The sequence below is a fragment of the Paraburkholderia sp. XV genome (assembly GCF_020177535.1).
Lineage (GTDB): Bacteria > Pseudomonadota > Gammaproteobacteria > Burkholderiales > Burkholderiaceae > Paraburkholderia > Paraburkholderia caribensis.
Genome location: NZ_JAGUUD010000010.1, coordinates 116,406 through 136,091, shown reverse-complemented (window position 1 = coordinate 136,091; position 19,686 = coordinate 116,406). Strand labels below are relative to the sequence as shown.

General features: G+C 62.9%; 18 protein-coding genes. 11 read left to right on the top strand and 7 right to left on the bottom strand.

Annotated elements, in window-relative coordinates:
* Positions 1-129: 129 nt before the first annotated feature.
* Positions 130-1,443, bottom strand: coding sequence for an MFS transporter (locus tag KFO72_RS08545; RefSeq protein ID WP_225031875.1), 1,314 nt, complete (start codon positions 1,441-1,443; stop codon positions 130-132).
* A gap of 90 nt (positions 1,444-1,533) precedes the next feature.
* Positions 1,534-2,376 carry a class II aldolase/adducin family protein gene (locus KFO72_RS08540; RefSeq protein WP_060603758.1) on the bottom strand — a complete coding sequence of 281 codons (843 nt, stop codon included), beginning with the start codon at positions 2,374-2,376 and terminating at the stop codon, positions 1,534-1,536.
* A 118-nt stretch (positions 2,377-2,494) separates the two neighbouring features.
* Between KFO72_RS08540 and KFO72_RS08535 the strand changes: the two genes are divergently transcribed.
* From KFO72_RS08535 to KFO72_RS08485, 11 genes are all read left to right on the top strand, one after another.
* Complete coding sequence (locus tag KFO72_RS08535) at positions 2,495-3,409, top strand: LysR substrate-binding domain-containing protein (RefSeq protein ID WP_060603760.1); 915 nt, start codon at positions 2,495-2,497, stop codon at positions 3,407-3,409.
* Positions 3,410-3,549: 140 nt separating this feature from the next.
* On the top strand, positions 3,550-3,729 hold the full coding sequence (locus KFO72_RS08530) for a hypothetical protein (RefSeq protein WP_060603762.1): 180 nt from the start codon (positions 3,550-3,552) through the stop codon (positions 3,727-3,729).
* A 61-nt stretch (positions 3,730-3,790) separates the two neighbouring features.
* A complete protein-coding gene (locus tag KFO72_RS08525) occupies positions 3,791-4,798 on the top strand; it encodes an alpha/beta fold hydrolase (RefSeq protein ID WP_225031874.1) in 1,008 nt (335 codons plus the stop codon).
* Positions 4,799-4,859: 61 nt separating this feature from the next.
* A complete protein-coding gene (locus tag KFO72_RS08520; RefSeq protein WP_060603767.1) occupies positions 4,860-5,141 on the top strand; it encodes a hypothetical protein in 282 nt (93 codons plus the stop codon).
* A gap of 79 nt (positions 5,142-5,220) precedes the next feature.
* Positions 5,221-6,792: a S8 family serine peptidase gene (locus KFO72_RS08515; protein WP_054932695.1), complete on the top strand. Its 1,572-nt coding sequence runs from the start codon at positions 5,221-5,223 to the stop codon at positions 6,790-6,792.
* A gap of 109 nt (positions 6,793-6,901) precedes the next feature.
* Positions 6,902-7,849, top strand: a complete 948-nt coding sequence (nudC, locus tag KFO72_RS08510) for an NAD(+) diphosphatase (protein WP_054932696.1) — start codon at positions 6,902-6,904, stop codon at positions 7,847-7,849.
* 238 nt (positions 7,850-8,087) lie between these two features.
* Entirely contained in the window at positions 8,088-9,635 is a 1,548-nt protein-coding gene (locus KFO72_RS08505; protein ID WP_225031873.1) for an MFS transporter, read from the top strand.
* A 96-nt stretch (positions 9,636-9,731) separates the two neighbouring features.
* Positions 9,732-10,685: a LysR family transcriptional regulator gene (locus tag KFO72_RS08500; RefSeq protein ID WP_107200635.1), complete on the top strand. Its 954-nt coding sequence runs from the start codon at positions 9,732-9,734 to the stop codon at positions 10,683-10,685.
* A 337-nt stretch (positions 10,686-11,022) separates the two neighbouring features.
* Complete coding sequence (locus KFO72_RS08495; RefSeq protein ID WP_225031872.1) at positions 11,023-11,487, top strand: FecR domain-containing protein; 465 nt, start codon at positions 11,023-11,025, stop codon at positions 11,485-11,487.
* Positions 11,484-12,101 carry an OmpA family protein gene (locus KFO72_RS08490; protein WP_054932700.1) on the top strand — a complete coding sequence of 206 codons (618 nt, stop codon included), beginning with the start codon at positions 11,484-11,486 and terminating at the stop codon, positions 12,099-12,101. The genes KFO72_RS08495 and KFO72_RS08490 overlap by 4 nt, the downstream gene beginning before the upstream one ends.
* 92 nt (positions 12,102-12,193) lie before the next feature.
* The gene (locus KFO72_RS08485) at positions 12,194-13,633 is read left to right on the top strand and encodes a CHASE2 domain-containing protein (protein ID WP_225031871.1); all 1,440 of its coding nucleotides are present in this window, start codon (positions 12,194-12,196) and stop codon (positions 13,631-13,633) included.
* Here KFO72_RS08485 and KFO72_RS08480 read toward each other — a convergent pair.
* From KFO72_RS08480 to KFO72_RS08460, 5 genes are all read right to left on the bottom strand, one after another.
* Positions 13,618-13,899 (bottom strand): hypothetical protein, encoded by a 282-nt coding sequence (locus KFO72_RS08480; RefSeq protein WP_054932702.1) that lies wholly within the window; start codon positions 13,897-13,899, stop codon positions 13,618-13,620. The genes KFO72_RS08485 and KFO72_RS08480 overlap by 16 nt on opposite strands.
* 536 nt (positions 13,900-14,435) lie before the next feature.
* A complete protein-coding gene (locus tag KFO72_RS08475; RefSeq protein WP_225031870.1) occupies positions 14,436-15,593 on the bottom strand; it encodes a hypothetical protein in 1,158 nt (385 codons plus the stop codon).
* Positions 15,594-15,681: 88 nt separating this feature from the next.
* The gene (locus KFO72_RS08470; RefSeq protein WP_054932707.1) at positions 15,682-16,014 is read right to left on the bottom strand and encodes a hypothetical protein; all 333 of its coding nucleotides are present in this window, start codon (positions 16,012-16,014) and stop codon (positions 15,682-15,684) included.
* A 199-nt stretch (positions 16,015-16,213) separates the two neighbouring features.
* Complete coding sequence (locus tag KFO72_RS08465) at positions 16,214-17,590, bottom strand: undecaprenyl-phosphate glucose phosphotransferase (RefSeq protein WP_054932703.1); 1,377 nt, start codon at positions 17,588-17,590, stop codon at positions 16,214-16,216.
* 41 nt (positions 17,591-17,631) lie between these two features.
* Positions 17,632-19,131 (bottom strand): mannose-1-phosphate guanylyltransferase/mannose-6-phosphate isomerase, encoded by a 1,500-nt coding sequence (locus KFO72_RS08460; protein ID WP_225031877.1) that lies wholly within the window; start codon positions 19,129-19,131, stop codon positions 17,632-17,634.
* Positions 19,132-19,686: the final 555 nt, after the last annotated feature.

The window sequence follows — 19,686 nt, the reverse complement described above, 5'->3', positions numbered from 1 at the left end:
CAAAGAAAAGTAGGTGCCGCCCCGCACAGGGGCGACGCCTGAAGCACGCTAACGATACGCGGATGCCAGCGCAAAGCCACGCCAACCCAACCCAACCCAACCCCAGCGTCGCAGACAAAAAAACCCAACCTACTCCCGCTGAGAAAAAACATTAACATGCGCCCGCCGAAGGGCAAGCGTCAGCAGACTACCAAACACCATACTCACTGCAATCCCAACCACACCACTCCCAGTCGACCCAGTCGAAGTCTGCAAAAACCCAATCACATACGGACTAACAACTCCAGAAATCGACCCAACCGAATTAGCAAGCGCGATCCCACCCGCAGCAGCGGTACCTTGCAAAACAGCGGGCGGCACAGTCCAGAACTGCGAAATCGTCGTAATGACACCCATAGTGCCAATCGTCAGCGCGATCATCGCAAGCACGGTTTGATGCGCATAGACGACACTCGCACACAACGCAATCGCGCCAACCACACCCGGCACCGCGAGATGCCAGCGCCGCTCACCATACCGATCCGAACTCCGCCCGACGAGCACCATCGTGACGGCCGCCGCCGCATATGGCACAGCCGACAACAGCCCGATATTCAACGTCCCCGACACCCCCGAAGCCTTAACCAGCGAAGGAAGCCAGAAGCTCACCCCATACAGCCCCATCGTGAAGAAGAAATAGATCGCCGACAGCAACAACACACGCGGACTCGCAAGCCCATCGCGCAGCGAATGCAGCTTGTGATGTCCGCTCTCCGCCTGCAGATCGGCCTCGATCAACGCCTTCTCGTCATCGCGCAGCCACCGCGCATCGGACACCTTGTCGTCGAGATAGAAGTACGCCACGATCCCAACCAGCACCGTCGGAATACCTTCCAGAAGAAACAGCCACTGCCAGCCGGCAATCCCATGCGCGCCGCTCATCGAATGCATGATCCAGCCCGACAAAGGACCGCCTATCACACCCGACATCGGAATCCCCGTCATGAAAAGCGCGGTCACCTTGCTACGGCGCCCAGCAGGAAACCAGTACGTCAGATATAAAAGAATCGCCGGAAAGAATCCAGCCTCGGCCACGCCCAACAGAAACCGCACCACATAAAACTGCGTAGGCGTCGACACAAACATCATCGCCGCCGAAATCACACCCCATGTCACCATGATCCGCGCAATCCAGCGCCGCGCCCCCACCTTCAGCAAAATCAGATTGCTCGGCACTTCGAACATCAGATAACCGACGAAGAAAATCCCCGCGCCTAGCCCATAGACGGCATCGCTCATCCCGAGATCCTGCAGCATCTGCAGCTTCGCAAAGCTGACATTGATGCGATCGAGGTAAGCGCACAGATAACAGAAGAACAGAAATGGAATCAGGCGCCATGCAACCTTCGCATAGACGCCCGTTCCCGAACGCTGCAGATACACGTCCTGGCTGATCGAACTCATGGGGATGTCTCCGTCGTGTATTAATCGTGAGCTGATCGCGGCGGTCGGACCTTGCATTTCGCCCGCCGCATCGCACTGCAAGAGCCTGCGTTAGTCGAACATGTCGGGCTGCGTCTTCACGAGCTGATCCCAGATGGTCTGGAAATGCAGCCAGCCGATGTACTCGCTGCCCACATGCTCGCGGCTATAGCGCGCGCGCTCTTCCGTCACGAAGCGCGGCTTGATGCCCGTCGACTCGATCATCAGTTGCTGCTGGCAGCAGCGTTCGAGCGCAATGAACCAGAACGCGGCCGACTCGATGCTGTGCCGACTCGCCGTCAGCAGCCCGTGGTTCTGGTGGATCGCCGCCTTCACGCCCTTGAAGGCATGCGCGACCTTGTGGCCCGCCTTCACTTCGACGGCCACCTGCCCCGCTTCCTCGCCGATCACGACATGGTCTTCGAAGAATGCGGCAGCATCCTGGCTGATGGGATCGAGCTTTTTGCCAAGCGACGCGAACGCCGTGCCGTACACGGTGTGCGCGTGACACATCGCTACGATGTCCTGATGCATCTCATGAACAGCCGCATGCAGCACGAAGCCCGCGCGATTGATCGCATAGTCGCCTTCGACGACATGGCCTTCGTGGTCCGCACAGATCAGGTTCGACACCTTCACCTGCGAGAAATGCACGGCCATCGGGTTCGTCCAGTAGAGGCCGGGATGCTCCGGATCGCGCACCGTCAGATGGCCCGCGAAGCCGTAATCGAAGCCCTGCAGCGCAAACGCGCGGCACGCGGCGACAAGACGCTCCTTCAGATACTGCCGGTGCTGCGCGTGGCTCTCGAAATCTGGCAGTTCGGGAAAGATCAGGCCGTCCTGCTCGGGCTGATAGATCGAGATGCGGCCCTTGAGGTCGATCGCTTTCGATGGGGCTTCCATCACTTCGGACATGTCGGCTCCTTTTGAACATGTGGACATCAGGTAAGCACATGGTCGTTCCCGCCGATCGCGTTGACAAACGATGGTTGTTCATGAAAGCATGAATGACATTCACCTGAAGAGGAACCACATGAGGCGGATGCCCAACTTCGTGCTGCTGCGTTCCTTCGAGGCCGCCGCCCGCCTCGAGAGCTTCGCGCTCGCCGCGCAGGAATTGCATCTGACGCCATCCGCGATCAGTCATCAGGTGAAAGAACTCGAAGCGTATTTCGGGCGTCCGCTGTTTCTGCGGCGCAACCGGCGCATCGAGCCCACGCCCGAAGCCGTGCGCCTGCTCGAAAGCCTGAGCCGCGTATTCGACGTCGTCGAGGCGGCCTGCAGCGAGGTCATGCTCGCGCCCGATTCGCAGGTGCTCGCCGTGCATTGCGCGCCGAGCTTCGCGGTGAAATGGCTCGGGCCGAAGCTGCCCGAGTTCAACAAGGCGTATCCGCACATCACCATCCGCCTGTCGACAGGCGCCGAGCCGCTCGATCTCACGCGCGTGCAGGAAGTCGACGTCGAGATTTCGTACGGCAGCGCGCTCGATCGTCCCGGCATCGACACCGTGCCTTTGGGCCGCGAAGCGATCGTGCCGCTCTGCTCGCCCGCGCTGCTCGGCGACGGCACGCCCGTCGAGACGCGCATGAGCGAACTGACGCTGATCGACACGCAGTTGAGTCGCGTCACGTGGGCCGACTGGTTCGCGGCCAACGGGATCGACATGCCGACCACGCCCCGCCCCTCGTTCGATCGCGCGGCGCTCGGCATCTCGGCGGCAGCCGACGGCATGGGCGTGGTGCTCGAAAGCATGCGGCTCGCCGAGCGCGAAATCGTGCGCGGCGACCTGATCGAAGTGCGCAGCGACGCGTTCGTGCGCTTCGAGCGCGACACGCATTTTCTGTCGTATCGGAAGAACGAATCCCGCGTCGAGAAGGTGGCCGCCTTCACGCACTGGCTGCTCGGGCGCGCAGGCGTCGGACAGGGCGAAAACGCGCCGCCGCGGTAGGCGCGAGCGGTGCCAGGACCGTATCCGCGCGGCTAATTTTCTCCTCACTTGCCTGAAGCATGATGTCGTCACAGCCAGCCAGGACCGCACAGTCGAGCTGGAAACAACGACATCGAGCATCACGGAAATCAGGAGCCACCATGGACTTTCACCCGCCCTTTCTCGTCTTCTGTGCGCTCGGCGCGAGCGTCATGATCGTTTCGGTGTTGCTCGCGATCGCCGCCGAAAAGGTCGACAACTGGCTCACGCGGCAAACGGCGCGTGTTTCGAGCCGGCGTCCCGTGGTGGTTCGTCATGCGGAAACCTCGCACCTGCTGTGAGCAACGCGCACCAAACTGCTTGATCGCGCCGCCGTCCGCCTGCCGCGAAAGGATCATCGTCATGAAACGTCTGCATGCGCTCGTCCCGCTCGTCGCATTGCTAGCCGGCATCATCGCGGCGCCTGCCGACGCAAGGACCGTCAGCTATCCGCTCGAAAACGCCTGCCCTGTCGTCGCGAACCGCCCGGACCACGATCCGTCGACACGCGAGCAGATCGCGCACACGCCACAGGGCGACATCGCGTATTACCGCTTCGGCCACGGCAGTCCCATCGTCCTGCAAACCGGCTTTCGCGCGACGCTCTCCGAATGGGACGCGGCCTTGCTCGCCGACCTCGCGAAACATCATGAAGTCGTCGTCTTCGACAATCGCGGCGTGGGCCGCTCGCTGCCAAAGGCGTCGAGCTTCACCGTGCAGGACATGGCAAGCGACCTCTCGGCGCTGATCGACACGCTGAAGCTGCGCGACGTCACGGTGCTCGGCTGGTCGATGGGCGGCGCAGTCGCCACGCAACTCGCGATCGACCACCCGGCGAACGTGCAGCGCATCGTGCTGATGAGCGCGCCCGCGCCGGGACGCCTTGGCGTGCCTATCGCGCCCGGCGTCGAAGCCACGCTGTCGGGCAGGCCGGGCACCACGTTCGACGACGTGATGAAGCTGCTGTTTCCGCCATCGGCTGCGAACGCGGCGGGCGAATGCTTCCGCAAGAACATGTTCGTGCCCGCGGGGTACGCGTCGCCTGCCATCTCCGCGACCGTGACGGCAGGCCAGAAGGCGCTGTTGCGCGCATGGGAACAGGACGATGCCGCCGCCGGCGCGCTGCGCACCCTGCACACCGACACGCTGATCCTCACCGGCGACGACGACGCCATCCTGTCGAAGCAGAACGCCGAAGCGCTCGCCCGCACGCTGCCGGATGCGCAATTGCTGGTGGTGCGCTCGGCGGGGCACGCGATGATGTATCAGTATCCGCATGCGCTGGCCACGGCCATCGACCGCTTCATCGCGCAGTCGCAGGCGCATCCGCGCCAGACGGCACGAGCAGCGCAATTGCACGAGCAGGCGTAAGATCGAAAGCCTTCTTGACGGCACAACGGCGCGTTCTGTTGCGACCCATCCGGAGGTGGCGATGATGAACGAAACCTGCCCTGTACATCGTCTGCAGCTTCTGCTGCGCGACCCCTGCCGCACCGACGCGGCACGCGCAGCGGCGCGGCTCGCCGCCGAACAGCTCGGCATGCAGATCAGCGGCGAAGGTCATGCCACCTTGTCCGCGCGTATGCCCGATGATGCATTCCGCCAGCTTTTTTCCGGTTCTTCCGGCACGAGCGGAACCCTTGCCGTGCCGCGCAGTCTGCAACCGTACGTCGCGTCGATCAGCGAAGCGCCGCAGCATCTTTCATTCGATTAACCCGCATTCGTCTTGCATGAGACGGCGTCCATGCCAACGCACTCACGCGCGTGCAGCCGTCGTCACTGGAGAAGAAACGATGAAGGCCTACGATCCCAAAGACGCGGCCGCGCGGCCCGCGCGCGGCGACGCCGCCCATGAAGAACTCCGCGTTGCCGTGACCTTCAACCGGCCCGGCTCGGACAGCGGGCCGACCCGGTTCGGCGCGCGCATGTCGACGGACACTGTCGCTTCGTTCATCCCCGATCCCGCCCAGGCCGATCTCGCGCTCGCCGAACTCGCGCGGCGCGGCTTCACGCTGACGGGCCGCGGCTCGCTGTCGGCGTCGATGCGCTGCACGCGCGCGCAATTCGAAGCGGTGTTCCAGACGCGCCTCAAGCGCATGAAGGCGCCGTGCGCGTCGGCGGCGCAGTTCAGCTCCGTGCTCTATCCGCCCGACGGCGCGCCATGGAATCCGGACCCCGCGATCAAATCGCTGCTCGACGACGTCTATATCCAGTGGCCGCACATCTACATGGCGAGAGCGGCGAAAGCAGCAAAGAGCACGAAGGCGAAAAAGACCACGACGGCAGCCGGGAAACGCCCCGCCACGAAGAAGCCGCACGAGGCCAGCGCGCCGTCCGCGACGGCGCCCGCCGTGCCCTACTTCCATCTCGCCGCGCCCGCCGACATCGCGCTCCAGCTCAACGCGACGCCCGTGCACCAGCAGGGCATCACGGGCAAAGGCGTGCGCATCGCGATGATCGATAGCGGCTTTGCTCACGGCCATCCGTATTTCAAGGCGCACGGCTATTCGTCGTCGATCGTGCTCGCGCCGGGCGCCACCGACCGCCGCAGCGACGGCAACGGCCACGGCACGGGCGAATCCGCCAACATCTTCGCGATCGCGCCGGGCGCGACCTTTATCGGCGTGAAGCTCGACAACGAAGCCGATCCTTCGAGCGGCGCATCCGTGCTCGAAGGATTGCAAGAGGCGCTCAAGCATGACCCGCAGGTGATCTCGGTGAGCCTCGGCTACGACCTGCGCGGCCCCGGCGACACGCCGCTGAAAACGCTGCCGAACGGACTCGTCGCGCTGGAGGCGGAAATTCAGGCGGCGGTGAAGCGCGGCATCGTGATCGTCTTCTCGGCGGGCAACGGCCACTATTCGTTTCCCGGCCAGATGCCCGACATCATTTCAGCGGGGGGCGTGTTCGTCGATCAGCACGGCGCGATGCGCGCATCGGACTACGCGAGCGCATTCACGAGCCTGATCTACTCGGGCCGCAGCGTGCCCGACGTCTGCGGGCTGGTCGGCATGCTGCCGCACGCCACCTACATCTCGCTGCCCGTTTCGGCCGGTTGCGAGATCGACCGTGAAAACGCCGCCTTCGACGGCACCGCGCCCAACGACGGCTGGGGTGTGTTCAGCGGGACGTCGGCGGCTGCGCCGCAACTGGCGGGCCTGTGCGCGCTGCTGTTGCAGACAGACCCGCACCTGTCGCCGGGCGACATCAAGGCGATCCTGCGCCGCACCGCGCGCGACGTGACGAAGGGCCACGCCAACCCGGCGAGCGATCCGCAAGGCGCGGGCGTGCCGGCGGGCGTCGGCGAAGACGGCGCGACGGGCGCGGGCCTCGCCGATGCGCTCGCAGCAGTGAAGCAGATCTGACGCTCTCGCGCGCAGACGGCTGGGCGGCTCGTCCCGGAGCGCCAGCCGTCTGCGCAGGGCGGGACGCCGTGCCATACTTGCGGATCGTCCCGGCCCACATTCGAACGTAATGATCGTCCCTTCCGCTTCCATCGGCTTCAATCTCAACCTGCTCGACCGCCGCTCCGAACAACGCGACGACGACGCCTTCATTGCCAGCCTGCACGATGCTCCCACCGCGCGCTTTCTCGTCTTCGATGGCGACATTCCGTTGCTCAAACGCGGCGACACGCACGAAGCCTGGTTCTCCGCAAGCGAGGCGGCCGCGTTCGGCGAGCCGCTGCAACGCGTGTTTCTCGGCCAGGACAGCGACGGCAGCGGACGTTTCGCGCTCGGCTTCGCATCCGGTCTCGCGCAACACGAAGGGCAATCGCAAGAAAAGCTGCACGATCGCATCGATCTGCGCTCGATCGCGCTACAAGGCCTCGTCGCACAGGAAATGCTCGGTGTGCTTGGCCAGGCCAAATCGATGCTCGACTGGCACCGCCGCCATCGCTTCTGCGCGAACTGCGGCTCGCCGAGCCGCGCGACGGCGGCCGGCTGGCAACGCCTGTGCGATGCGTGCGGCACGCGCCACTTCCCGCGCGTGGACCCCGTCGTCATCATGCTGACCATCGACGGCGAGCGCTGTCTGCTCGGACGCCAGCGCCAGTTCGCGCCGGGCATGTACTCGGCGCTCGCAGGTTTCGTCGAACCGGGCGAAACCGTCGAAGACGCAGTGCGCCGCGAAGTGCATGAGGAAGCCCACGTGGCATGCGCGGAGGTCGTCTACTTCGCGTCGCAACCATGGCCGTTTCCTTCGTCGCTAATGATCGGCTGCTTCGCGCGCGCCAGCAGCCGGGAGATCGTCATCGACACCAACGAACTCGAAGACGCGCGCTGGTTCACGCGCGCCGAAGTCACCGCAATGCTCGAGGGCACGCATGCGGACAACCTGTCGGCGCCAAAGCCGTTCGCGATTGCGCATCATCTGTTGCGCGCGTATGCCGAACACGGCGAAGCGGTGCTGCGCGGTTGATTCGCCCGTCACGCGGCGTCTTTTTCACCGCCTCGATGCGCTAACGCGCGTGCCACGACAATCCCGTGGCACGGCCAAACCTGTACGCGAACGTTCACGTTGACGTATAATGCGGAGCTTCCTGACCGTATCGCAGCAGCATTTCGCGCATGTCCACCAAAACCCCCACCGTCGTCACGATCGGCGCCACGCTCCTTACGCACGCTGCTGGGGCGTCGCACAGCGGCACGTAACCGCCATGCCGGCCGCACACACGCCCGTCGTCGCCAGGCGCTTTCGCGTGGACCTCTTCCCGTGGGTCATTGCGCTCGCCACCGGTCTCGAGTATTTCGACAACACGATCTTCTCTTTCTTTACCAGCTATATCGCGGGCGGCATCAACGCATCGACGGACGAACTCGTGTGGTCGTCGAGCGCGTATGCCGTCGCTTCCGTACTTGCCATTCTTCAGCAGCAATGGTGGGTCGAGCGGGTCGGTTACCGGCGTTATATCGGCGGGTGCCTGGTGTTGTTCGCGGCGGGCTCCGTGGCGGCGGCGCTGAGCGAATCGTCGATCGAACTCGCCTTCGCGCGCGGTGCGCAGGGCTACTTCATCGGCCCGATGATGAGCGCGTGCCGCATTCTCATTCAAACCAGCTTCACGCCGCAGCGGCGGTCTTCGGCGGTGCGCGCGTTCCTGAGCATGATCCTGCTGGCGAGCGCGCTTGCACCGCTCGCGGGCGGCTATCTGGTCGCTTCGTTCGACTGGCGCGCACTCTTCATCTGCACGACGCTCGCGGCCGCCGGCCTTGCGCTCCTCGTGCTGCTCGTCGTGCCGCCCGCTGGCAAGCTGCTTCCCGAAGCGCGCGGCGAAGCGCACTTCTGGCCGTATATGGTGTTTGCGTTCGCGCAGGGCGCGCTGCAGATCGCGATGCAACAGGTGCGGTTCGAGCTGTTCTTCAGTTCGCCCACGCTGGTTGGACTGACGGTGGCGGGATTGCTGTCGCTCGGCTGGTTCGCGTGGCATCAATGGCATCATCCCGCGCCTCTCGTGCGGCTTCACGCGTTGCGCGAGCGGACATTCCAGACGGGCATTGCGCTGTACGTGCTGTTCTACTACATCAGCAATGCGATGAGCTATCTGGTCTCGCGCTTTCTCGAAGGCGGACTTCGCTATCCCGTCGAAAACGCGGGGCGGCTCGTGGGTCTCACGTCGTTTGGGTCGCTTGCCTTCGCGTTCGTCTATTTCCGCGTTTCCCCGCTCATCAAGCATAAGCGCTGGCTGATCGTCCCCGGCTTTCTGATCGCCGCGCTGATCGGCGGCTGGATGGCGAGCATGCCGCCCGACGTCAGCATGCCGTGGCTGCTACCGCCGCTTCTGCTGCGCGGCTTGCTGCTCGTGTTCATCGTATTGCCCGTCGCCAATCTCGCATTCCGCATCTTCTCGGTCGAAGAGTACAACCACGGCTACCGCTTCAAGAACATGGTCAAGCAACTGACCTACTCGTTCTCGACCGCGACGATCATCATGCTCGAACAGCACCGTGAGGCCGTGCACGAGACGCGCCTGACCGAGTTCGTGAATCCGTTCAATCCCGCGTTCCAGAATGCCTTCGACGGCCTGACACGCGCATTCGAAGGGCTGGGGCACACGGCTGGCGACGCGAAGGGCCTCGCGCTCGTCGAGCTCAGCCGCGTCGTCTCGCAACAGGCGAGCTTTCTGAGCTCACTGGACGGCTTTTACTTCCTGATCGGCCTCTCGCTTTGCGGCGGGCTCTTTGCGCTCTACCAGCGGCAAATCGATTGATCGCGTATTCTGCAAAGCGTCATCAACATCAATTGCAGATTTGCAGTGTGCAAGCTTGAGGAAGGTGCGCGGCGCGCACTGTGGAGCGTTTGACCAGTGGATACTCTCACCAGCATGCGGATCTTCGCTCGCGTAGCGGAGGAAGGTAGCTTCACGGGCGCCGCGCAGCGCTTGAACGTCACGGTGCCCGCCGTGTCGCGTGCCGTGTCCGCGCTCGAAGCGTATCTGCGCACGCGCCTGTTGAACCGCAGCACCCGCAAGGTCGTTCTGACGGAAGCGGGGTACCGTTATCTGCAGCGCTGCGAGCAGATTCTCGCTTTCGTCGATCAGGCCGAAGCCGAAGCCGCCGATGCACAGGTCCGGCCCACCGGCCAGTTGCGCGTGCATGCGACGTCGAGCTTCGGCCAAACGTACGTGACGCCTGCTATCGTGCGCTACCGGCAGCGCTATCCGTCCGTCTCCATCGAGTTGACGTTGTCGCAGCATATGCCCGACATCATCGACGAAGGCTACGACGTGAGCGTCCAGTTGAGCGTTGACGAATTGCCCGATTCGAGCCTCGTCGCGCAGCGGCTCGGCACGGTGCATAGCGTGCTGTGCGCCGCGCCCGCGTACTTGCGCGAGCACGGCATGCCGCGCGAGGTTCATGAACTGACGCAGCACGCATGCTTCCAGTTCGTCTCCTCCGTCTATCCCACCGACCGCTGGTTGCTCGAAGGACCGGATGGCATCGAGACCGTTCATCTGCCGGCCGGCGGTTTTCGCATCAACTCGGCGGACGGGCTTGCCGTCGCGTTGAAGGAAGGCATCGGTATCGGCGCGGTGCCAATGTCGACGGCCGTGTCGGCGCTGCGCGACGGATCGCTCATGCGCGTGCTGCCGGACTATCACTTGCAGCCGCTCTCGGCTTATGCGCTTTACACGTCGCGCCGCTATCTCGACGCGAAGATCAAGACCTTCGTCGAGTTTCTGAAGGACGAGATTCCGCAGATGCTCAGCGCGTCCGCAGCCAACCTGCGCGACATGAAACAGCCGCACGCCGAGGCGTGAGCGCCGCCTCGTGCTTCAACGCTTTCAATACGCTTCCTGATTGAAAACCGCCGCGTAAAAGTCGATGACGTTGCGCACCTTTATGCGCCGGAGCACCGCGAACTGACGCGCCATCGCGTCACGCGTAGCAGCCCGCTTCGGGTGGCGTCCAGCGCCCGAAGCTCTGCAAGTCTTCTGCCAGAAACATGCCCATCAATCTCGCGAAATGCGCGGCAGCGCACGGAACGATTCATCGCGGCACGTTATTCTCCCGAAGATCACCGCGAACCGCGCCCGCTTCTGCCGCGCGGCCTTCGCTTTGGCGCGCGTCGTCCAACCGCCATCACGGTCGTCACCCATGCACAAGCAAGCCGTCAACTATGCACTGGTTTTCGCCTGCGGATGCGCAGCGGCCATCGACACATTCGGCGCGGATTCGATCGGCGTCGTCAAGACGGTGAAAGGCTCGGTTCATATCGAGCGCACGGCGCAAAGCATGGACGCCGCCGTCGGCAGCGAGGTGTTCAAAAGCGACCGCATCGTAACGGGCCCCGCGTCTTCCGTCGGCATCACGCTGCGCGACAATACGCTGCTTTCCGAGGGCTCCAGTTCGGTACTCGAGCTCAACCAGTTCGACTTCGATACCACCACCCACGACGGCACGCTCGATGCAACCATCCGGCGCGGCTCGCTCGCGGTCGTCGACGGCAAGCTGGCGAAGGCCCATCCGGAAGCGGTGCGTTTCAGCACGCCGACCACGACGCTCGGCGTGCGCGGCACCGAATTCATCATCGAGGTCGGCGACGGGGAGAACGGGCATTGAAGCCCGCGGCACAACGGCGAAGGCTCACGTGGTGCGCAAGCTGCGCGACGCTCGCGTTGGTTTCGGCATGCAGCTCGACGCCCGACAAGATCACCTTGCTGCCCAATCCGGACGGCACGGTCGGCAGCGTGATCGTGCGAAGCGGCAACAAGACGCAAGTCATCGACAAGGCTTACGCGACGGCCGAAGTCGCGAAAGGCGGCGCGATCGAGCAGACGGCAAGCAGTGCGGCCAATGTCGAAACACGCTATGGCGACGTGCTCGCCGCGCAGCCGCCGCGCCCGAAGACCTTTACGATCAACTTCCTGTTCGACTCGGCGACGGAACTCGCACCGCAGTCCAATGCGACCGTCCAGCAGCTGAAAGCGGCGCTCGCGACGTGGCCCGCGCCGCATCTGACCGTCGTGGGCCATACGGATCTGGCAGGCTCGCAGGAATACGACGACAAGCTGTCGATGCAGCGCGCGCAGACGGTCGCGAAGTTCCTGATCAAGGCGGGTATCCCGGCGAAAGAAATCGAAACGGCGGGACGCGGCAAGCGCGAACCACTCGTGCACACCGCGGACGGCGTCCCTAACCAGATGAATCGGCGCGTCGTCATTACAATCCAGTGATCCGGGTGATCCGTCACTACGCCTGTCAAGCGCACTGATCTGCCGCTGCCGACATGAAACGCTTTCGCGACTACTCATGGCTGATTTTTTTCATGAAGCTGATGAGGGCGGGACAAGGCCGCCCCGTCGCGCTCGCGGTGCTGCTCGGCCTGAGTCTGCTGAACCTGTACAGCGAATCGCCCGGCGTCATTCCGCGACCGGCGCTGCTGGACAAGCTCGACGACATGGTGCCCGATACGTTCGGCACGGCGCGGCAACTGCTGTTCGATCACTACCAGCGCCGCTTCCCGCGCGTGCCCGCCTCGCAGCCCGTGACCATCGTCGCGATCGACGACAGGACGCTCGCGGCCGTCGGTCAATGGCCGTGGCCGCGCAACCGGCTGGCGAACCTCGTCGACGCGATCGCGGTGCACAAGCCGCTCGCGATCGGTCTGGACATCTATATGCCGGAAGCCGATCAGACCTCGCCCGACAAGGTCGCCGACAACCTGCCCGCCTCGGCCGCCACGCTCGCAGCGGGCTTGCGTGCGCTGCCTCGCCACGAGGCCATTCTTGCGAACTCGCTGCGCGCCGCGCCTTCGATACTCGGCGCCGCCGCCGTCGATCACGCCGCGTTCGACACCAGCACCGACCTGCGCAGCGCGCCGATCCTCGTGCACGGCGTCGATCCGCTGAACCGCGTGAAGCGGTACAACTACGTGCTCGCGAGCCTGCCGGAATTGCAGGCGGCGGCGCACGGACAGGCGATGCTCAATGTCGCGCTCGAACAGGGCACGGTCCGGCGCATCCCCCTCATCCTTGGGTTGGGCGACAAGCTCGTGCCGTGCATGCCCGTCGAAATGCTGCGCGTCGTCACGGGATCGGCGGCTGTCGACGTGTATGCGAACACGACGGGCATGCAGTCAGTCGGCGTCGCGGATGTGGAAGTGCCCACCCAGCCCGACGGGGACATCTGGCTGCATTTCGCGTCGATACGCTCGACGCAGCATCGCTACGTCTCCGCGCGCGACGTCCTGCAAGGCCAGGTCGATCCCGACCGCTTTCATAACAAGCTGGTGCTGGTCGGCTTGACGGGAACGGGCAACACCGACATGCGCACGACCGCGCTGGGCGAACTGGTGCCGGGTATCGAGATTCAGGCTCAGATCATCGAAACGATTTTCGACGGGCGTTTCCTGCGCCGCCCTGTCTGGCTCAAGTGGGCCGAGACGATCTTCGTCCTCGCCTTCGGGATTCTGATCATCTGGTATCTGCCGCATACCGATTCGCGTCTTGCGGCATTCGTGCGGGCCGTGCCGAAAGCGTCCGCGGTCCTCGGCCTGCTGCTCAACCTGCTGTTGCTCGCGAGTTGCCTGCTGCTGTTCAAATACTTCGGCTTGCTCGTCGATGCAGCGTCGATTTTCATCATCCTGTCTGCGGTGATGGGCTGCTTCTTTTCGACAGCATTGCTCGACCTGGGCGTGCAAACCCGGCGAGAGGCGAAGCGCCGGCGAGCCAGCGCTTCGCGATCTGCGGATCAGCTTCCGCGATAGACGGGCCCCTGACGATCGGCAGGAGCGCGGCGGCCCGACTGCGTGGTCATTGCATCGTCGCCGCCGACGCCAGTACGCTTTTCATCCATCATGCCTGCCGTGGCCGCTTCCGCTGCCAGTGTCTGAGCGCTTTGGCCCGCCTGCGAAGCCGGTGCGCCGGTATCCGGACGATAGTAAGGCGCAGGACCATAGCCGCTTGCGAAAGCGGGTGCGGCCAGCGACGCCGAGCTTGCGACGAGCAAAGTAACGATAAGCTTCGATTTCATAAGGACTCCAATTAAATCAATGAACGGATCGACCACAAGGACCATGTCCATTGCGTCGCGTCGTGTTCAATATTGATGGGACGATGTGCAGGGCCGTCGTGCGGCACGCTGCCATAGAGGCTCAACCAAACAACACTTTCCAGGAATCTGAGCAATGCTGTTGACGCCGTGGCGGCCTGGCCAAGCTGGCCGTCGTTGTGCCCGCGGCTACCAATGCAGGGGTTGTGCCAGCCGCGCTATCTTTTCCGCCGGTTGCTGTCAGGCAGTTGAAAACAAACAGAAATGCCGCATTGAAAGGCGAATGCGAGCCACGCGCGTAGCGTCGCGTTGTCGGGCGGATGCCAACTCTTTTCTATTTGATGTACGCGATCGTCCAACAGAATGCCGTCGCCGTGCGGCGATGTCTTTAACGAAGCACTGAATGACACGCCAATGCACGCGCGGCAGGACGCATGTAATTGGGCCGCGAAACACCACGCCCGATGCGCGCGTATGTCGCGGCCCAACTCAATCATGCATTTGCTGAAATCTGCGGCCTATTGCGGCTCGTACCACGAGTACGTCGCCAGTGTATTCACGGGCTTGCCGATCTGCAGTGTGATATCGCGATGCGAGATCAACTCGATACTGCGCAAATCCCCTTCGTAGCGACGCACGTCGCCGTTGTCGTTGACGTATGCGACTACCGTTCCCGTTACCCCCGCGACGTTCGTATTCGATAACGTCTGTCCCCAGATATCGAAGAACTGGCCGAGCGTGAAAGTCTTCATATTTGGCGTTTCGATGTGGATGATCCCCGTCGAATCGTGCGTGTGCATCTCGTAGTTGCACTGCGAGAGAATGCCGACGTTCGCGGGCAACGCTAGCCACTGGCCATCGCTGACGATCGCCAGATGCGCGTGCACGTGGTACAGCTCGCTCATGCCCGACGCGCAGACCAGCCCGTCGACATCGGCGCCCGTGCCGCCCGTCGATGTATTGCCGTTCTGCCAGTGCGCGGTGCCGACGGTGCCGCCATACGCCAGCACCGTCTGGTTGGGATCGAAAGACGGCGGATCAGTCCAGCTGAACGTCGGGATCTGTCCGAGTGGCGAGCCGATTTCTATCGACACTTCGCCGTGTGCGGGCAGCACGAGACTGGCGGGATCGCCCGTATATCTGGTGAGCTGGCCGCCGTTGTTCACGTAGACCGTGATAGGCGTCGACGTCAATCCCGCGACATTCGCCGACGTGAGCGGCTGGCCCCAGATCGCAAAGAACTGGCCGAGCGTGTACGACGCATTCGAGCTCGCGTCCATGCGGATCTTGCCCGTTTCGTCATCCGTGTGCAGCGGATACGCGCAACCCGTTTGCGCGGCCATCGTCGGCGCGACCGTGCCGATGTTCGCGGGCAGCGCGAGCGGTCTGCCGTTCAGATAAATCGACAAATGCGAGTAGGTGTAGATATTGCCGCGCGTGCCGCAATTCAGACCGCTGACAGGCTGGCCCTTGCCGCCCGTCTGCGTCGATCCGGCGGGCCAATAATCGTCGCCGACCTTGCTGCCGTCGACAAGCGCGGTCGCGTTCGCCAGCGTCGGCTGGCTCGTATTCGCGGCTGGCGCGCCCGGTGAACCGCCCGATCCGCCGCCGCCGCAACTCGCCAACATCAGAATGGCGCCAACCGTAACGATCCGTGAAAAGATGCCGTACGACATGTCGATCTCCGCCCATGTAATCCCAGTGACGTGCCGTTGGACGGCATCTCGTGATTGCGCAACGGCACGAACGTGCGTTGCTCGTGTACTAGCTGCCTTGCCGCGTGCCGCTGACCAGCGCCTTGAGCCGCCGCAACAGCGCGGACAGGAGACCTTCACGACGATGTACTTGCACCTGACGGTGCGGCATGCGCTGCAGATCGTCCCAGTCGGTTTCCAGTGAGCGCGCATGGCCCGCTGGCGTAAAAGGCCACACGGTTGCCGACGCGCGCATGATGCCCGTGACGGCCTGCCCGTGCGCTTTCGCGCTGTCGATGTATGCGTTGATCGCCGATGCCTCGCGCTCGGCGGCTTCCCTCGAGATCGTCGCAACGAAGTCGTCCAGTCCTTCGATGTGAACGCACCAAAGCTGCTCGCTCAAGACGCGCTCCTGATGAACCGAGGCTCGATCTTCGTCTTTCGAACCCGCACGTTGCGTGTGAGCCGCAGACTTCCTGAACGTGATTGCATGAGTCATGTATGGCGCACCTGCTCGAATAAAACGTTGAGCCGTTCCTGCTTTCGTGGGGGGAAAAATACGTTCCTCGAGCGCCGCGATAAAGCGCAATACGCGATTGCGCTCAATACGCGTTCTGATGAGAAATGCCCTTGAAGATGGTCGCGAGGATGATCCGCAGATCCAGAGCGAAAGACCAGTTGCGCAGGTAATACAGATCGTGTTCGACACGCCCTTCCATCTTTTCGATGCGATCGGTTTCGCCCCGGAATCCGTTGATCTGCGCCCAGCCTGTAATGCCCGGCTTGATCCGGTAGCGATGGATATAGCCCGACACCACATGCTGATACTGGTCGTCATGCTCCAGCGCATGCGGACGCGGCCCGACCACCGACATATCGCCACACAGCACGTTGAAGAACTGCGGCAATTCGTCGAGACTCGTGCGCCGCAAGAAGGCGCCGGCGCGCGTGATACGCGGGTCATCGCGTTTCGCCTGCTCGAGCACACCCGTCTTTTGCTGATGCAGGCGCATCGTGCGGAACTTGTAGATCGTGAATACGCGGCCATCCGCGCCCTTGCGCTGCTGCTTGAAAAACACAGGCCCCCGCGAACTCAGCTTCACGGCAATCGCGCACCCGAGAAGAATCGGTGAAATGGCGATCAGCGCGCAAAGCGCGAACAGGCGGTCGAACAGATCTTTCTTGACCATTGCGTTGGGCGGCAACGGCGACGCGGCGAGATTGATCGTCGGCTGATCCAGCACACTCGTCACGCTTCCCTCGAATAAAGCAAGCGCGCGCACATCCGGCATGAAACGAATGTTGATCAGGTCATTGCGGAACTCGTCGACCAGCTTCAGGATTGCGCGCTCTTCCGTCAACGGCAATGCTAGCCATACTTCGCCGATGTTCTGCTCGCGCACGTATCGGGCAAATGCCTTGTGCTCGGAGAAAGTCGGCACATGCGACGCAGGTTCGGCGTCCGGTTGCAGATTGTAGATCGCCCACGGCCGGAAACCGGAAGCAGGTGCATCATCCATTTTATGAATGATGTCGTTGTAGTGGTCTCCACACGCAGCAATTGCAACCGGCTGCAAATCCATTCCGGCATGGCGGGCACGTCCAATCACACTGTGCAGCACGAGACGGCTCGCAATGAGCGCGCTGCCTGAAATGGCCGTCCAGTAAACGAACCACAGCCGCGACACGAAATCGATCCGGTGCAGCGAGAACATCAGGGCCATTGCGCATCCCTGCACGATCAGCCAGCCCAACGCCACTTGACCCGTCAATATCCGCTTCGAACGCCCACGCCACGATTCATACACGCCGAGCGTGGGAAAAATGGCAAGCGAAAAAGCCGCCGAAAACGCGACGAAGGCGAGATAAAACCCACGCTGCGACACGTCGTCGAAGCGGATTTGCGACGCCACGAGCGCACCCGTCACGATCAGGGCGACATCGAATAGCCGCGCCAGCAGACCTGTCAATGCACGCATCACAACACCCCTCTAGGCAAGCACATATCCACCACGGCCGCTCAATTGCAGCGGCCGTACTTGTCATCGAACCGCACGATGTCGTCCTCGCCGAGATACGCGCCGGACTGCACTTCGATGATCTGCAGCGGCACATGGCCGGGGTTCTCGAGACGATGCTGCACGCCGATCGGAATGTAGGTCGACTGGTTTTCGCTCAGCAGGAACTGCTCGTCGCCACGCGTGACGAGCGCGGTGCCGCATACGACGATCCAGTGTTCCGCGCGATGGTGATGCATCTGCAATGACAGCCGCCCGCCAGGACTCACGACGATGCGCTTGACCTGAAAGCGCTCGCCGTGATCGATGGAATCGTAAAAGCCCCACGGACGACGCACTTTTCGATGATTGTCGGCTTCCGGCGCCTTGGTCTGCCGGATCCGCGACACCAGACCCTTGATGTCCTGCACATGCGACCGGTCCGCGACGAGCACGGCATCGTCCGTTTCGACGACGACCAGATCGCTCGTCCCCACGCATGCGACAAGCCTGCCGCCTTGCGAACGCGCATACGTACTCGTTGCGCCTTCCATCAGCACACGGCCGTTCGCCACATTGCCGAACTCATCCTTGTCCATTGCCTGCCACACGGCATCCCATGAACCGAGATCGGACCAGCCAGCTTCGAGCGGCACCACGACAGCCGTGAAGGGCGACGCAGGCTTGCCGAGTTGCTCCATCACCGCATAGTCGATCGAATCGGACGGGCAGCGCTCGAATGCATCGGCACCCGGCGCGATATGACCGTTGTCGCGCCTGGCATCCGCGTAGGCCTGCATGCACGCCGCGTGCATTTCCGGCTGGAACACTTTCAACGCGGCGAGCCATACTGACGCGCGCACCACGAACATGCCGCTATTCCACCAGTAGCCGCCCGATGCGACGTATTGCGCGGCCAGTTCGGCAGCGGGCTTTTCGACGAAGCGGTCGATACGATGCGCGCCATCCTGCAATTGCGCGCCGAGTCGGATATAACCGAAGCCCGTGTCGGCGCTCGTTGGCGGAACACCCAGCGTAGCGATCTCACCTTCCTGCGCGTGGAGCGCCGCGAGTTCGATGGACCGATGCAATGCGGGCACGTCCGCAATCGCGTGGTCCGCAGGCATCGCGACGAGAATCGGATCGTCTCCGTCGGCGCAGGCGGCCAGCGCGGCCAGCGTCAATGCAGGCGCCGTATCGCGCCGCGCCGGTTCGACGACGACACACGGCTTCACGCCACAGTCGGCTGCCTGCCCGGACGTCGCATGGAAATGTTCAGCGCCACAGACAATCACAGGTTCCGCAGCGACGTCCCACGTTTTCGTGAACCCGTCCATGCGCTTCATCGTGGCCTGCAGAAGCGATTGATCGCCGACCACATCGATCAGCTGTTTCGGATATTGCTCGCGTGATACGGGCCACAACCGCGTGCCCGAGCCGCCTGCGAGAATGACCTGCACGAGCCGTCGGCCACTGATTGCCGATTCGGCAATGGCGACGTTCTGTGCTTCGGCATGCGTGATTCGTGTGTCCACTTCAATCTCCCTGGTATTGAAGTCCGGAAGCCAGATCCTCGTCGCCCGTGACTGTCTGGGCGACGTCGATATGAACCAACCACCGGCTTTTTATTTACACACCTTGCGCGCGAATCTTGCGAGTATCGACGCGGGATTGTGATGGCCGCAGAGCGCATCGGCCGCGAACGGGAGGCAACTGAGGAAAGCGCCCGTCCTGCGTCGTGCTCGCGCAACCTTGCAAGATGAAGGAAAGATCGAAGTTCCGGCAACGGCGTCGTGAACGACTCGCAGCCATCGTATTCAACTCGACCTGTGATGAATCATAGACACCTTACGCTGCGATACAGCATCTCTGGCGCGAACGGTTGATGTTATGGCCTGTCACGCTGAGCCTTTCGGATAATGGCTAATATCTGGCGGCTTCAAGATTTTTGAAAAGCGATTCGAGCTTGGAAATAAAGGGGTAATCGTGTTAGGTTGTGTATAGAAGGTGTTCCTCTCTTATCCGGTTGGGCACGATATCTGCCCTCGTTTGGTGTCCGGATACGGAAACCTCACACG

What these genes read in the sequence shown, in the direction of transcription:
- KFO72_RS08545 (WP_225031875.1), bottom strand. Translation starts at nt 1,443, where the DNA reads ATGAGTTCGATCAGCCAGGACGTGTATCTGCAGCGTTCGGGAACGGGC.
- KFO72_RS08540 (WP_060603758.1), bottom strand. Translation starts at nt 2,376, where the DNA reads ATGTCCGAAGTGATGGAAGCCCCATCGAAAGCGATCGACCTCAAGGGC.
- KFO72_RS08535 (WP_060603760.1), top strand. Translation starts at nt 2,495, where the DNA reads ATGAGGCGGATGCCCAACTTCGTGCTGCTGCGTTCCTTCGAGGCCGCC.
- KFO72_RS08530 (WP_060603762.1), top strand. Translation starts at nt 3,550, where the DNA reads ATGGACTTTCACCCGCCCTTTCTCGTCTTCTGTGCGCTCGGCGCGAGC.
- KFO72_RS08525 (WP_225031874.1), top strand. Translation starts at nt 3,791, where the DNA reads ATGAAACGTCTGCATGCGCTCGTCCCGCTCGTCGCATTGCTAGCCGGC.
- KFO72_RS08520 (WP_060603767.1), top strand. Translation starts at nt 4,860, where the DNA reads ATGATGAACGAAACCTGCCCTGTACATCGTCTGCAGCTTCTGCTGCGC.
- KFO72_RS08515 (WP_054932695.1), top strand. Translation starts at nt 5,221, where the DNA reads ATGAAGGCCTACGATCCCAAAGACGCGGCCGCGCGGCCCGCGCGCGGC.
- nudC (WP_054932696.1), top strand. Translation starts at nt 6,902, where the DNA reads ATGATCGTCCCTTCCGCTTCCATCGGCTTCAATCTCAACCTGCTCGAC.
- KFO72_RS08505 (WP_225031873.1), top strand. Translation starts at nt 8,088, where the DNA reads ATGCCGGCCGCACACACGCCCGTCGTCGCCAGGCGCTTTCGCGTGGAC.
- KFO72_RS08495 (WP_225031872.1), top strand. Translation starts at nt 11,023, where the DNA reads ATGCACAAGCAAGCCGTCAACTATGCACTGGTTTTCGCCTGCGGATGC.
- KFO72_RS08485 (WP_225031871.1), top strand. Translation starts at nt 12,194, where the DNA reads ATGAAGCTGATGAGGGCGGGACAAGGCCGCCCCGTCGCGCTCGCGGTG.
- KFO72_RS08480 (WP_054932702.1), bottom strand. Translation starts at nt 13,899, where the DNA reads ATGAAATCGAAGCTTATCGTTACTTTGCTCGTCGCAAGCTCGGCGTCG.
- KFO72_RS08475 (WP_225031870.1), bottom strand. Translation starts at nt 15,593, where the DNA reads ATGTCGTACGGCATCTTTTCACGGATCGTTACGGTTGGCGCCATTCTG.
- KFO72_RS08465 (WP_054932703.1), bottom strand. Translation starts at nt 17,590, where the DNA reads ATGCGTGCATTGACAGGTCTGCTGGCGCGGCTATTCGATGTCGCCCTG.